Origin of the sequence: Ruegeria sp. HKCCA5929, assembly GCF_013034525.1 — a bacterium.
Taxonomy (GTDB): Bacteria; Pseudomonadota; Alphaproteobacteria; order Rhodobacterales; family Rhodobacteraceae; genus Ruegeria.
The window spans coordinates 308,795-322,443 of the sequence record NZ_WQGE01000004.1; the positions used below are offsets into that span (position 1 = coordinate 308,795).

16 protein-coding genes and 1 other RNA gene are annotated in these 13,649 nt (G+C 58.6%); 10 read left to right on the top strand and 7 right to left on the bottom strand.

The window, feature by feature from the left end:
- Positions 1–36 precede the first annotated feature (36 nt).
- Complete coding sequence (locus GOV90_RS12550) at positions 37–369, top strand: GYD domain-containing protein (RefSeq protein WP_171092518.1); 333 nt, start codon at positions 37–39, stop codon at positions 367–369.
- A 6-nt stretch (positions 370–375) separates the two neighbouring features.
- Here the strand turns inward: GOV90_RS12550 and rnpB are convergent.
- From rnpB to gatC, 5 genes are all read right to left on the bottom strand, one after another.
- An RNA gene (gene rnpB / locus GOV90_RS12555) (RNase P RNA component class A) lies at positions 376–767 on the bottom strand.
- Between the two features lie 122 nt (positions 768–889).
- Complete coding sequence (locus GOV90_RS12560) at positions 890–1,606, bottom strand: N-acetylmuramoyl-L-alanine amidase (protein ID WP_171092520.1); 717 nt, start codon at positions 1,604–1,606, stop codon at positions 890–892.
- Entirely contained in the window at positions 1,557–2,261 is a 705-nt protein-coding gene (locus GOV90_RS12565; protein ID WP_171092522.1) for a hypothetical protein, read from the bottom strand. Before GOV90_RS12565 ends, GOV90_RS12560 begins: the two co-directional genes overlap by 50 nt.
- Positions 2,262–2,299: 38 nt before the next feature.
- Positions 2,300–3,787 carry an Asp-tRNA(Asn)/Glu-tRNA(Gln) amidotransferase subunit GatA gene (gene gatA / locus GOV90_RS12570; protein WP_171092523.1) on the bottom strand — a complete coding sequence of 496 codons (1,488 nt, stop codon included), beginning with the start codon at positions 3,785–3,787 and terminating at the stop codon, positions 2,300–2,302.
- A gap of 3 nt (positions 3,788–3,790) precedes the next feature.
- Entirely contained in the window at positions 3,791–4,078 is a 288-nt protein-coding gene (gene gatC, locus GOV90_RS12575; protein WP_171092525.1) for an Asp-tRNA(Asn)/Glu-tRNA(Gln) amidotransferase subunit GatC, read from the bottom strand.
- A 228-nt stretch (positions 4,079–4,306) separates the two neighbouring features.
- Here gatC and GOV90_RS12580 point away from each other — a divergent pair, with 228 nt between their 5' ends.
- Positions 4,307–4,465 (top strand): hypothetical protein, encoded by a 159-nt coding sequence (locus GOV90_RS12580; protein WP_171092527.1) that lies wholly within the window; start codon positions 4,307–4,309, stop codon positions 4,463–4,465.
- A gap of 154 nt (positions 4,466–4,619) precedes the next feature.
- On the top strand, positions 4,620–5,183 hold the full coding sequence (locus tag GOV90_RS12585) for a DUF4202 domain-containing protein (protein WP_171092529.1): 564 nt from the start codon (positions 4,620–4,622) through the stop codon (positions 5,181–5,183).
- Between the two features lie 77 nt (positions 5,184–5,260).
- Here GOV90_RS12585 and GOV90_RS12590 read toward each other — a convergent pair whose 3' ends face one another.
- The gene (locus tag GOV90_RS12590) at positions 5,261–5,926 is read right to left on the bottom strand and encodes a ceramidase domain-containing protein (protein ID WP_171092531.1); all 666 of its coding nucleotides are present in this window, start codon (positions 5,924–5,926) and stop codon (positions 5,261–5,263) included.
- A 60-nt stretch (positions 5,927–5,986) separates the two neighbouring features.
- Here GOV90_RS12590 and GOV90_RS12595 point away from each other — a divergent pair, with 60 nt between their 5' ends.
- Positions 5,987–6,679 (top strand): metal-dependent hydrolase, encoded by a 693-nt coding sequence (locus GOV90_RS12595; protein WP_171092533.1) that lies wholly within the window; start codon positions 5,987–5,989, stop codon positions 6,677–6,679.
- A gap of 7 nt (positions 6,680–6,686) precedes the next feature.
- Here the strand turns inward: GOV90_RS12595 and GOV90_RS12600 are convergent, their stop codons facing one another.
- Positions 6,687–7,151 (bottom strand): nucleoside deaminase, encoded by a 465-nt coding sequence (locus GOV90_RS12600; RefSeq protein ID WP_171092535.1) that lies wholly within the window; start codon positions 7,149–7,151, stop codon positions 6,687–6,689.
- Positions 7,152–7,212: 61 nt separating this feature from the next.
- On the opposite strand from GOV90_RS12600, the gene GOV90_RS12605 reads away from it, so the two are divergent.
- The 6 genes from GOV90_RS12605 to GOV90_RS12630 all read left to right on the top strand — a co-directional run bounded on the left by GOV90_RS12605 (position 7,213) and on the right by GOV90_RS12630 (position 13,633).
- The gene (locus GOV90_RS12605; protein ID WP_371732493.1) at positions 7,213–8,028 is read left to right on the top strand and encodes a pseudouridine synthase; all 816 of its coding nucleotides are present in this window, start codon (positions 7,213–7,215) and stop codon (positions 8,026–8,028) included.
- A gap of 175 nt (positions 8,029–8,203) precedes the next feature.
- Positions 8,204–9,118: a 5-bromo-4-chloroindolyl phosphate hydrolysis family protein gene (locus GOV90_RS12610; protein ID WP_171092538.1), complete on the top strand. Its 915-nt coding sequence runs from the start codon at positions 8,204–8,206 to the stop codon at positions 9,116–9,118.
- A 30-nt stretch (positions 9,119–9,148) separates the two neighbouring features.
- On the top strand, positions 9,149–10,339 hold the full coding sequence (locus GOV90_RS12615) for a toxic anion resistance protein (RefSeq protein ID WP_171092540.1): 1,191 nt from the start codon (positions 9,149–9,151) through the stop codon (positions 10,337–10,339).
- 49 nt (positions 10,340–10,388) lie between these two features.
- Positions 10,389–11,309, top strand: a complete 921-nt coding sequence (locus tag GOV90_RS12620; protein WP_371732108.1) for a DUF2927 domain-containing protein — start codon at positions 10,389–10,391, stop codon at positions 11,307–11,309.
- Between the two features lie 22 nt (positions 11,310–11,331).
- Positions 11,332–12,480: an SPFH domain-containing protein gene (locus GOV90_RS12625; RefSeq protein ID WP_171092542.1), complete on the top strand. Its 1,149-nt coding sequence runs from the start codon at positions 11,332–11,334 to the stop codon at positions 12,478–12,480.
- Between the two features lie 46 nt (positions 12,481–12,526).
- The gene (locus tag GOV90_RS12630; protein ID WP_171092544.1) at positions 12,527–13,633 is read left to right on the top strand and encodes a TFIIB-type zinc finger domain-containing protein; all 1,107 of its coding nucleotides are present in this window, start codon (positions 12,527–12,529) and stop codon (positions 13,631–13,633) included.
- Positions 13,634–13,649: the final 16 nt, after the last annotated feature.

The following is a 13,649-nucleotide window of genomic DNA, read 5'->3' on the forward strand; positions in this document are numbered from 1 at the left end:
ATGGCCCCAATTGATTGTCAAAACTCGGAGGTTTCAATGCCCATTTTCATTACTTATGCATCTTACTCGCAAGCTGGCGTCAAAGGCATGTTGCAGAAGCCCGAGAACCGCACCGGCCCGGTCAAAACCTTGCTCGAGAAAGTCGGCGGCAGGTTGCTGTCTTTTTACATGACCACGGGTGGCAACGATGTTGTTGTGATCAGCGAAGCCCCCGACGGGACCGACGCCGTCGCAGTGGGCATGGCCGTTGCCGCATCGGGTGCCGTGACGAATATCGAGACGGTCCGCGCCTGGACCGCGGATGAATTCGTCGCGGTCACCGAAAAAGCCGCCCGGCTGACCGGGGCTTACACGCCGCCCGGAGGGTAATTGAATACGCGCGGAGGGCCTGTAAGCCGGATCTTGTTCCGGGGTTAACCCCTTCGATGACCATTCCTCTAGGCCGTGCATTGCTGCACGGCTCAAGCTGCCAACCCGGTCCCTCTCAGCCAAGACGCGCTTAGCGGTGGTATCGGCAGACGCCGACCATCCCGCGCGGGGACCCTATTTGGCATTGCTCCCGGTGGGGCTTGCCGTGCCGCCCCTGTTGCCAGCGGCGCGGTGGGCTCTTACCCCACCGTTTCACCCTTACCACATGTGTGGCGGTCTGATTTCTGTGGCGCTTTCCGTCGGGTTGCCCCGCCCGGGCGTTACCCGGCACCGTTGTCTTGTGGAGTCCGGACTTTCCTCTCGGGCCTTGCGACCCCAGCGGCCATCCGGCCCTCCGCGCGGGGGATGGGTAGGCTTTGCGCCCTGCGGCGTCAAGAGTGCAAAGCGGGAAAGGGGCCAGCCCCTTCTTGGCCTGCGGCCAATTCAACCCCGAGGTATTTTTAGCTAGATGAAGAGCGGATCAGGTTATTGTGTTGGGCTGCGTGAGCGCATTCAAATCCGCAGTTTCAAGCGGGCCTTTTGCCCAAGGGCGAAACCGTAGCCGAACGGCAGCCAGCAGTTGAGTATCTTCCACCGGGGCAGTGAAACCTGCCCGTCGCGCGGCGGCGCGGAATTCGCCCGGGCTTGGTAAGGCTGACGCGATGTCTGAACCGCGCGGTCGTGCCAAAGCTTGCCGCTCTAGCCTTTGCCAGTCGAAATGTGGACCGGGGTCTGATTTGCGATCCGGAGCCATGTCGGAATGGCCGATCACACCCGACGCCAGGATTGACCAGGTGTTCATGATCCGAGGTAGCAAAGTTTCGAGCGTCGTCATTTGTGGTTCGGAAAAAGGATGCAATCCTGTGTTGTCCAATTCGATCCCGATCGACCGCGAATTTATGTCGTTCTTGCCATCCCACTCCCCTGCCCCGGCGTGCCACGCGCGGTCTTCTTCGCGCACCATCTGCCAAAGCCTTCCGTCATTGCCGATCAGGTAATGCGCCGAAACCTCGGCCGTCGGATCACAGAGACGCTCCAGAGCTGCCTGGGCGCTGCCCATGGCCGTGTAGTGGATCACGATTAAAGACGGCGTTAGCCCGTCTCGGCGTTCGCCGAAGTTAGGCGATGGATGCCAAATGGGTGAGAGTTCAGTTGTTGACGGCACTGCGGAACGGGCTTGGGTCCCAGCCGCAAGCATAGCCGTCTCCGTCCGGGTCCAGACCTTTACGGTCGCGCTGTGGGCCGCCATTGGACAGGAACTCGATCTGTGCCTGATCAGGGGATGGGAATTGCGCGCAGTTCCGCTGTGCCTTGGCTTGCAGGTTAAAACCTGCGCGGCTGTAAAGCTGCGTACCGACCGGGTTCGAGGTGCTGAGGGCGTATTGCACAATGTTGGGCTGACCGCTTGCGTTGCGCTCTGGCACGGCGGTTGGGGCCACAACTTCGTAAGTCTGGCGGTTTTGCTCGAGCCGTGCGGCGTCGGATTCAATGCTGCGCCGTTCAGACACCGCGGCAAAGTCCTGCTCGTCGGAAATTGCGCTGTTGTTTGACGCCGGTGCCGCAGGCACAACGCCAGAGCCCTGCCCCGATGTGCTGGCCAAGGCTGCAGCGGCCTGATTGGCAATATCGGCGTTTTCACCGGTTGCGAAGCCTGCCGAACCGGGCGCGCCCAGCGGCTGCTGGGACACATCGACAGGAGCCAACAGCGGGTTGCCTGCTGCGCCTTGCCCGGCCAACTGCGCCTCGCGCTGTGCCTGATACTCGGGCGTATTGAACCCGGTGCTGGTCAGCGGCGCGACATCCGTACAGGCCGCAACCAGCGTCAGGGCAGGGACCAAAAGCAAAACGCGCATCACTTGGCTCCGTATCTCGTGCTTCAGTTGCCTGAGGCTTACCACCATTTCCCGGGCTTGGCCACAAAACCAGCCGCGTTCTCCAGCGCATAGGCGGTGTTGAGCAGATCGCCTTCTTCCCACGGGCGTCCGATCAGCTGCAGACCTAGCGGAAGACCTTGTTTGTCGAGCCCTGCGGGCACCGAAATACCAGGCAAACCAGCCAGGTTAACGGTCACTGTGAAGACGTCGTTCAAATACATTTGAACGGGATCTGCCTCGGTCATTTCGCCCAGGCCAAAGGCCGCCGAAGGGGTCGCCGGGGTCAGGATCGCGTCAACGCCTGCAGCGAACACGTCCTCGAAGTCTTTCTTGATCAGGGTACGGACGCGGCGCGCGCGGTTGTAGTAAGCATCGTAGAAACCTGCCGACAACACATAGGTACCGACCATCACGCGGCGCTGCACCTCATGACCGAAACCTTCGGCGCGGGTCTTTTCGTACATCTCGGTGATGCCGTCGCCCTGTGCCAGCTGCGCGCGGTGACCGTAGCGAACACCATCATAACGGGCCAGGTTCGAGGACGCCTCGGCCGGGGCAATCACATAATATGCTGGCAGCGCGTATTTGGTGTGCGGCAGCGAGATATCGACGATCTCGGCCCCAGCAGCTTTCAGCATCTCAGCCCCTTCGGCCCAAAGCTTTTCAATCTCGCCTGGCATACCGTCCATGCGGTATTCCTTGGGGATACCGATTTTCTTACCCTTGATGTCGCCGGTCAGCATCGCCTCGAAATTCGGTACGGCCAACTCGGCGCTGGTGGAATCCTTGGGATCATGTCCGCACATGGCTTCGAGCATGATGGCGGCGTCGCGCACGTCTTTGGTCATCGGCCCAGCCTGATCCAGCGAGGATGCAAACGCAACGATGCCCCAGCGCGAGCAACGGCCATAGGTGGGTTTGATACCCGTGATGCCCACAAACGCGGCAGGCTGGCGGATCGAACCGCCCGTGTCAGTGCCGGTCGCGGCGAGGCACAGATCGGCCGCCACGGCAGAGGCTGACCCGCCCGACGATCCACCGGGTGTCAGTTGTGCATCATCATTGCCGCGTCGCCACGGGCTGACCGCATTGCCGTAGACAGAGGTTTCGTTGGACGAGCCCATGGCGAATTCGTCCATGTTCAGCTTGCCCAGCATCACCGCACCCGCATCGGCCAATTGCTGCGAGACAGTAGATTCGTATTCAGGCTTGAAGCCTTCAAGAATGCCCGATGCGGCTTGCGACGGTACGCCTTTGGTGCAGAACAGATCCTTGATACCAATCGGCAGACCGCACATCGACGGCGCGTCGCCACCCTTGATCCGCTCGTCCGCTGCTTTGGCACGCTCCAGCGCGATTTCGGGCGTCTTGTGGACAAAAGCGTTCAGCGCGTCAGCCTCATCAATGGCCTTCAGGCAGGATTCGGTCAGTTCAACCGAGGTAACGTCACCTTTGCGCAGCGCGTCGCGGGCCTCGGCCAGGCCCAGTTTGTTCAGATCGCTCATGTCTTACTCCACCACTTTGGGGACTGCGAAGAACCCTTCGCGCGCGTCGGGGGCGTTGGCCAGAACCTTGTCCTGCTGGTTACCGTCGGTCACTTCGTCCTGACGACGCTTAAGGCGCATCGGCGTGACCGAAACCATCGGCTCAACCCCTTCGACATCCACTTCGTTCAGTTGCTCGATGAAACCCAGGATGGTGTTGAATTCGGATGCCAGCGCCGGCAGCGCGTCATCCTCGACCTTGATCCGGGCCAGTTTGGCCACTTTGGCGGCGGTGCTTTGGTCAATCGACATCGGCTTCCCTCATATACGTTATGGGGCGTTTACCCGTCTGTTGCGGCAGTCGCAAGACCGCTGCGCAACAGGCAAGCCCGAGTTTTGGGCTCCGCGCCTTTGCCTGCCATTCAAATCTGAATGAGGGGTATACGAAAAAGTAAACCGATTAGTTCATTATCGATCTTGAAAACTGAACTGTACTGTTCATTTTATAAACAGCGACACAACGCAAACCGGAGAAACACAATGAAATCCCTGATCACAGCCGCAGTCTTGTCCGCCACGTTTTTGGCCGCGCCGGCCATGGCTTTGGGTATCGACACAAGCAACCTGACACGCACGTTGACCTTCCCGTCCCCTGTCGCGGAACCGGTCACGCAGGATCAGGTTAAACCTGCCAAATAAAGCGCAGGTCCCGGCCGGGCCGGATATCCCCTCTCTGACCCGGCCTTTTTGCATTTTCCAGGATGCGCATCTCACAGCAAGCCGTTAGCATGAGCGACAATATCCAAGACGGCTGCGAAACTTTCGTGGCGTAGGCAAGCCAGTGGAGCAAAGTATGAGCGCGCAAAAGCAAGCGGTTCTGGACGCAATCGATGCAGCCAATGCACATGACCACAACCTCGACGAGGACCGACCCGAAGCGCTGCTTTACGGCGAACGCATGACCGCCGAGTTGGACCGTTTGTTCCCGAACGCTTCTGACGCCCTTCAGATTGCGGCGCGTGGTCAGCATGTAGAGCGCTGGAAACTGGCACGCACAGAGTATCCTGAAGGTCGCGCAGGTTATCTGGCCTGGCGCAAGGCGCAGGCCGTGCACCATGCCGACGTGGTTATGGGCTTGATGACCCGGGAAGGCTATGACTCCGAACAGGTTGAAGCTGCGGGTCGTATGTTGCGGAAACAGGGCATCAAGCGCGACGAAGAAGTACAGGCGCTGGAAGATGTAATCTGCTTTGTGTTCCTGAAATGGTATTTCCAACCCTTTGCCGCGAAACACTCGGCTGAGAAAATCCAGAGCATCGTTGAAAAGACTGCCCGCAAAATGTCATCCGAGGGCCGCGCGCGGGTTTTGACTGAATTCGACTTGCCCGACCATCTGGCCGCCGCCTTTCAGGATTGAGTCGGAACTTACGCAGTTTGGGAAGCTCTTTTCCTTATTTTGAGGACGGTCAATAGGGACCGTCCCACCTCTCAGCTTTAAAGACTTTCTGCAAAGCGGCCCCGTATAAGGGCCGCGCGATACACTTCGATCATCCAACCCAGCATTATGGCATTCAGGATGTGCCACATGAAATGCGTCCCCAGCGGCCATTGCCCGCAAACCGGCAAGTCCAGCGCACGGAAGGTGATTGAGAGGATCAGAATCAATGCTCCAACAGACATTCCTTTGGCCAAGACTGGGTCTCGGCCCCGCAGCAGGGTCGCATAGATCAGGATGAGCAGAGGAATCGGCGCATAGCCTGCCGATCCCCCTAACCCGGGAATAAGCTGAAACAGCGGAACGGTTGCTGCCGCGTAGGGAAAGAAAAGCAACGTCCCTCCGAACGCCAACCCCGACGACATCCGCCAGATGTTTTTGTTCACGGCAAAAATGTAAACCAGGATGAACAGAAGGATCGGAGCCACATCTGCTAGGGCCGCCCAGACCTGAGCATGCGTGTGAAACAGATAGCTGCCGATTCCGATCATCGCCAGAAGCGCAACAAGGATCATGGCCAGTGGCATGTCCTGATTGCGAACCCGCCTCCACATGATCCAAGCAGAAATCAGAAAAGCTGCGTTTGTAATCGCGTTTATTGGCTCTGCCCAATAATCCGGAGACAGCCGTTCACAATAGCCATCAATTTCTCGAATCCAATCCATGGAAATTTACATAGCCGATGCTAGGCTGCTGCCAAGACACCATTTTGGAGGAAATTTGGAATGAACATTATTTGGCTGGGGCATGGTAGTTTCCGCATCGAAACCCAGGGACAGGTTCTATTGATTGACCCCTGGCTAACCGGCAATCCCGTTCTAGCGGAAGATCAGCACGACGCGGCGTTGGATGGGGCCACCCATATCCTTTTGACACATACCCATTTTGACCATGTGGCCGATGTACTCCCTCTGGCCAAACACCTGAAAATCCCCGTGGTCGGTCAGTACGATCTGATGGGATACTGGAGCGAAGCCGAAAGCATTGAGACCATCGGCTTCAACAAAGGCGGCACCGTCGATCTGAACGGGGTGAAGGTCACGATGGTTCCGGCGTCTCACAGCTCGACTTTTTCAACTCCAGACGGGCTGCGTACCGGCGGCAGTGAGGTTGGTTTCATGATCGCAGCTGAGGGGCACATGCTTTATGTCTCGGGCGACACGGACATCATGGCCGATATGGATTGGATGGGAGATTATTACAAACCTGACATCGGCATATTGTCAGCTGGCGGGCATTTCACGATGGACATGAAAGCCACAGCCTACGCGGCCAAGCGCTACTTCAACTTCAAAACGGTTATTCCGTGCCATTACAAGACCTTCCCGATCCTCGAACAATCAGCACAGTCGCTGATTGACGGGCTGCCGGAGGTCAACGTGATTGAGCCCGTAGTGATGCAGCCAATCAAACTGTAGGCGGGCTTCAGCCCGGCACGTCTTTGCGGCGCGAAGCAAAGAAGTCTTTCAAAAGCTCTGCTGCTTCGTCACCGGCGATCCCATCGTAAATCTCGGGTACGTGATGCGCCTGCGGGTGTGAGAACACGCGCGCGCCGTGTGCCACACCCCCTGACTTGGGATCGGCCGCGCCGTAGTAAATCCGCCTTATGCGCGCGGCTGCCATGGCCGCTGCACACATCGCACAGGGTTCCAGCGTGACGTAGAGATCATGGTCCGGCAACCGCTCGGACCCTGCACGCGCGCATGCCTCCCGTAGGGCAAGAATTTCGGCATGCGCGGTTGGGTCGTTCAACTCGCGCGTCCGGTTTCCCGCCGCTGCAACAACGGAACCGTCCGGCCCTACGATAACGGCGCCTACTGGCACCTCACCGCGATCCGCTGCCGCGCGCGCCTCGGCCAATGCCTGATCCATATGCGATTTGAACATCATGCCCCTGACTGCATCAGAAACCTGCCTTTCGCAAGCGCGCGGGATGCGGTATGGGCCTGACATGAGCAAGACCCCTCCTCCCGGCGACCGGATCGCCAAAGTCCTGGCCCGCGCCGGTGTTGCGTCGCGGCGTGAGGCTGAACGCATGATCGAAGCAGGCCGTGTGGCCGTGAATGGCAAGACCATCGAAAGCCCAGCCCTGAACGTCACGGCAAAAGACCAGATCGTTGTCGACGGCAAGCCCGTCTCGGAACCCGAGCCCTCGCGCCTGTGGTTGTACCACAAGCCTGCGGGACTGGTGACGACGACCCGTGATGAGAAGGGACGTGAGACGATTTTCGACAAATTGCCCGAAGATATGCCGCGGGTGATGAGCGTCGGTCGGCTTGACCTGAACTCCGAAGGGCTCCTTCTGCTGACCAATGATGGCGGCATCAAACGCAAGCTCGAACTGCCCTCAACCGGTTGGCTGCGCAAGTACCGCGTACGGGTGAATGGTCGCCCGAAAGACGAAGATTTCGAACCGCTGCGTAAAGGTCTGGTCATCGAAGGCGAACGTTTTCAGCCTATGACCGTGTCGCTGGATCGTCAGCAAGGGGCCAATGCATGGCTGACCATTGGTCTACGAGAAGGCAAGAACCGCGAAATCCGCCGCGCGATGGAAGATATCGGCTTCACTGTGAACCGCCTGTTGCGCGTGTCTTACGGCCCGTTCCAATTGGGCAGCCTGAAGCAGGGCGAGGTTGAAGAGATCCGCCGCCGTGTGATGCGCGATCAACTTGGGCTGGACGGAGACGTCAAACCCGATGCCGCGCCCAAGCGCCCAGCGCGACCGCAAAGAAAACGGGCACCAATCGGCAAGAAACCTCGCAAGTGACGCGGGTTCGGCAACCTTCCCCCTAGCGCTAAGCCCTCGCATCCCCTAAATTTTCAGTGAATGCTGCTGTTTGGGGGGCGTGATGTCCGGAAGCGGAGTGCAAAAACTCGCCTACGCTGTCTTGTTGTTGCTGTTGCTTGGTGTCTGCACCGGCCTGCTTGGGGGGCTGTAGGCCATGGCAAAGCGGTTTGGCGGCAAGTACAGCCCGCAGGGCGATACCTCGGGCGATTCACCTCTGCCAAGGGGGCAATTTGACGGCGCACGGGTTGAACCTGCTGGTGCGCGTGCGAACCTTTTGTTTCTTCCGGCCATTCCTTTGGCGTTTTTGTCACTGAACGATGGTGCGATCGGCATGACCATCGGGCTTATCGCAGCTGGTATCTTGACAGCTGCCGCGTTCCTGCTGCGCGAAGGTCTGCGGGCCGAAGCCGCATACAATGCCCGAAAGACCGCCCGACGGCCTGCTTTTCCGCGCAAGATATTTGCAAGCATTCTGACCGGTCTGGGTGCAGGACTTGCTACGTACAGGACCGAGTTTCTGGATGCAGAAACCGCCGCACAAGCCAGCTTGTTGGCCCCGGTGCTTTTCGGAGTGGCGGCAACCGTTCTGCACTCGGTCTCATTCGGCATTGATCCGATGAAAGACAAAGGCATGGAAGGGATCGACACCTTTCAACAAGACCGCGTGGCCCGCGTTGTCGATGATGCCGAGAAACATCTGTCTGAGATGACCGACGCCATCAAACGCGCAGGCGACCGCAGGGTCGAAGCCCGCGTCGAACGGTTTCAGGACACCGCGCGGGATCTGTTCCGCACGGTCGAAGAAGATCCCCGCGATCTGGCCGGTGCCAGAAAGTACCTGACTGTCTATCTGCAGGGCGCACGGGACGCGACCGTCAAGTTTGCTGACGTCTACGCCCGAACCCGCGATACGCAGGCGCTTGCGGACTATTCTGCGCTGCTTGACGATCTGGAACAGAATTTCGCCGCGCGTACGCGCAAAATGCTATTGGATGACCGCAGTGATCTGACGGTTGAAATTGACGTGCTGCGCGAAAGGTTGCAGCGCGAGGGCGTCCGGTTGGACTGACCGGCCACTATTTGAGCGAGGAACATCCCCATGTCCGATGAGATCAAGAACAAGGCAGTTCAGGCCGAAACTCTGGTGCAGGAAGTCACAGCCGTAGCTTTGCCTGAACCTCAGGCCGAGGTCGTGTCGCTGGAAGACGCCGACGAACCCGTCAGTGCCGAAATCCGCAAGCGGATGGATGAAATCGACATGGGCAATACCAACTCGATCGTGTCTTTCGGATCGTCCGCACAGGCCGAACTGCAGGAAATCAGTCAGGCCATGCTGGCGGATGTGCGCAACAAGGACGTGGGCCCCGCCGGGGACAGCCTACGCAATATCGTCACCACGATACGAGGGTTCTCGGTCAGTGAACTGGACGTGCGCCGCGAACGCAGCTGGTGGGAAAAACTGCTGGGCAAGGCCGCACCGTTTGCCAAGTTCACCGCCCAATACGAAGAAGTTCAGGGCCAGATTGACCGCATAACCGACGACCTTCTGAGCCATGAGCATACGCTGCTGAAGGACATCAAATCGCTTGATCTGCTTTATGAAAAGACGCTGGGCTTTTATGACGAACTGGCACTGTATATCGCAGCAGGCGAGGAAAAGCTGACCGAATTGGACAGCCACGACATTCCCGAGAAAGAAGCCGAAGTTGAGGCCGCGCCCGAAGATCAACAGGTTATGAAAGCGCAAGAGCTGCGCGACATGCGTGCCGCGCGCGACGATCTGGAACGCCGGGTTCATGACCTGAAGCTGACCCGCCAGGTCACGATGCAGTCGCTGCCCTCAATCCGGTTGGTGCAGGAAAACGACAAGTCGCTGGTCACCAAAATCAATTCGACGCTGGTGAACACCGTGCCTCTGTGGGAAACCCAGCTGGCGCAGGCCGTCACCATCCAGCGCAGCGCCGAGGCTGCAGCCGCGGTACGTGACGCCAATGATCTGACAAACGAACTTCTGACCTCGAACGCGGCCAACTTACGCGAATCCAACAAGATGATCCGCGAAGAGATGGAGCGCGGTGTGTTCGACATCGAGGCCGTCAAGCAGGCCAATGCTGACCTGATCGGAACTATCAACGAAAGCCTGGCGATTGCGGACGAAGGAAAAGCGAAACGCGCGGCGGCTGAGGTCGAATTGCAAAAGATGGAGACCGAATTGCGTGACACGCTGGCCGCTGCCAAAGCGCGCCGGGACGGGATTGGTGACAATTCCGGTACGTCGGTTCCTGGCTAAAGGCAAGATCCGCGTGCGGCGCTTCAACTCTCTGAAACTTGTGTTAGGGGTGACTTCGGTGTTGGCCTTGGCCAACTGCGATGAAACCCTGACATCCACTGTTGCGCCGCAACCCCGGCCCGAACCCGCACCGACAGCGGCGAATGCGTATGTACCGCCCTCTGCCGCCAGTCAGGATCTGGCGCGTTTCTACCAGCGGGTTGAACGCGACCTTCTGGTTCGAGGGCTGTTGCGCACAGATGGCGGCGGACCGGATACGCCCTATGATGCCGACGATCTGGCCCGTAACTTCGAAGCAATCGCGTTTTACAGCGAATATCCGACGCAGAGTGTTTCGATCGGTTCTCGCCAAACAGATGGGCAGCTGAGCCGTTGGTCCGGCCCCGTGCGCATCCAGACCGAGTTTGGCCCTTCGGTTTTGCCCGAAACGCGGACTAAGGACGCGGATCAGGTTCGCGTGTTCGCGGGCCGTCTGGCCGGTTTGACCCAGCACCCGATTTCGGTTGTGTCGCGCAACGCCAACTTCCATGTCTTTTTCGCAGGCAAGGACGACAGCGCCTATGTCGCGTCGCGCCTGAAGCAATTGATCCCGAATATCAGCCAGGCTTCGCTGGATCTTGTTGCCAACCCACGCGCCAATTTCGACTGTCTGGTCTTTGCCTCCGCGACCAGGGCGTCGCCCTACAAATATGTGCGTGCAGTCGCGTTGATCCGGGCCGAACTGACCGATCTGGTGCGTCGCAGTTGTATTCACGAAGAGATTGCGCAGGGACTTGGTCTGTCCAATGACAGCCCCGCAGCACGGCCTTCGATTTTCAACGATGATGATGAGTTTGCGCTGCTGACCAGCCATGACGAGAAACTGTTGACGATGCTGTATGATCAGCGCCTGCAACCTGGTGTGGGCGTGGATGATGCGCGCCCCGTCGTACGTATTATTGCCCGCGAGTTAATGGGTCAGCCGCTCTGACCCCAAGGACAGGAGAACCCAAATGGGAATTTTCGATTTTCTGACCGGAGAATTCATTGACGTTATTCATTGGGTGGATGACACCCGTGATACGATGGTCTGGCGGTTTGAGCGTGAGGGGCACGAGATCAAGTACGGTGCCAAACTGACCGTGCGCGAAGGTCAGGCGGCAGTATTTGTGCATGAAGGGCAATTGGCCGACGTGTTTACGCCGGGTCTCTATATGCTTGAGACCAACAACATGCCGATCATGACCACCCTTCAGCATTGGGATCACGGCTTTCAGTCGCCGTTCAAATCCGAGATCTATTTCGTCAACACAACTCGGTTCAACGACCTGAAATGGGGCACCAAAAACCCGATCATGCTGCGCGACCCCGAGTTCGGGCCAACCCGTATTCGGGCCTATGGCACCTACACGGTGCGTGTAAAGGACCCAGCCAAGTTCCTTGTCGAAATCGTCGGGACAGACGGCGAATTCACAATGGATGAAATCAGCTTTCAGGTGCGCAATATCATCGTGCAGGAGTTCAGCCGCGTCATCTCGGGCTCAGGCATTCCGGTGCTGGACATGGCCGCAAACACCGCCGATCTGGGCAAGCTGATCGCTGCCGAAGTTTCGCCGGTCTTGGACAGCTATGGGCTGGAAATGCCGGAATTTTACATTGAAAACATCTCGCTGCCGCCTGCGGTCGAGGCAGCGCTGGATAAGCGGACCTCGATGGGGTTGGCGGGCGATCTGGGCAAGTTCACACAGTATTCCGCTGCAGAGGCAATGACGGCTGCGGCCAATAATCCGGGTCAAGGCGGCGGCATGGGGGCTGGTCTTGGCATGGGTATGGGCATGGCGATGGCACAGCAAATGTCGAACATGGCAGCGAGCCAGCCGAGCGGCCCGTGGGGATCGCCCGGCCCCGCTGCCCCGCAACCGGTAGCACATGCGGCACCGCCTCCTCCGCCACCTGTCGAACATGTGTGGCATATCGCTGTGGATGGTCAGACAAGTGGGCCGTTTTCCAAAGCCAAGATGGGACGCATGGCCAGCGAAGGCGAACTGACACGTGACACATATGTCTGGACCGCAGGACAAGACGGTTGGAAAAAGGCAGGCGACGTGCAGGAACTTGCGCAGTTGTTCACAATCCTGCCGCCTCCTGCGCCTGGAACGTGAACAAACACGGTCTTCCTTCCTATTCATCATGACCACCGGGTAATTCATGACACACGTCACCGCCCCTGACCCGACCGAACACCGTTTCCCCTGCGACCAGTGTGGCGCTGACTACCGGTTCAACCCTGGTGATGGTACCTTAACCTGTGATCATTGCGGGCATTCCGAGCCGATCAGTGCCGGGCCGTGGGGCAGTGCAAGTCTGCGAGAGCTGGACTTTGACGCTGCCATCGCTGACCGCCTGCCGGACAGCGAGATCGAGGAAACCCGCGTTCTGTCCTGCCCAAACTGTGCCGCGCAGGTGGAGTTCGACCCGAACACCCATGCAGCAGAATGCCCGTTTTGCGCCACGCCAGTCGTGACAGATACCGGGATCAACCGGCATATCAAACCAAAAGGCGTATTGCCTTTTGCATTCGACGAACGATCAGCCCACAAGGCGATGGGCGATTGGTTGGGGCGACTGTGGTTCGCACCAAACGGGTTGAAGGAATATGCACGCAAAGGGCGCAAGATGCAGGGTATTTACGTGCCCTATTGGACCTTCGACGCCGACACCAAGTCTTCGTATCGCGGCGAACGCGGCACTGTCTATTATGAAACCCGCACCGTAATGCGAGACGGCAAGCGGGTTCAGCAACAAGTGCCAAAGGTACGCTGGACCTCCAAGTCCGGCCGCGTCGCGCGGTTTTTTGACGACGTGTTGGTGCTGGCGTCTAAGTCGCTTCCAAAACGGTACACCGACGCGCTGGAGCCCTGGGATCTGCCCGCGCTGGAGCCTTATCAGCCCGAATACCTGGCCGGTTTCCGTGCTGAAGCCTACAGCGTTGAACTGCGGGAAGGGTACGCCGAAGCCCGCGCCCATATGGCGCGCGTAATCGAACGGGACGTTCGTTTTGACATCGGCGGGGACCGGCAGCGCATTCATGCGGTCGATACAGATGTGCGTGATGTTACGTTCAAGCATATCCTGCTGCCGGTTTGGATGGCCGCCTATAAATACCGCGGCCAGACCTACCGATTTGTGGTCAATGGTAGAACCGGGCGGGTTCAAGGCGAACGTCCTTGGTCAGCGATCAAAATCACCATCGCTGTTGTACTAGGTTTGTTGGTGGCTGCGGGTGTCGGATATTTGGCGGCCACAGGGCAATAGGCGGACCTGCGGACAG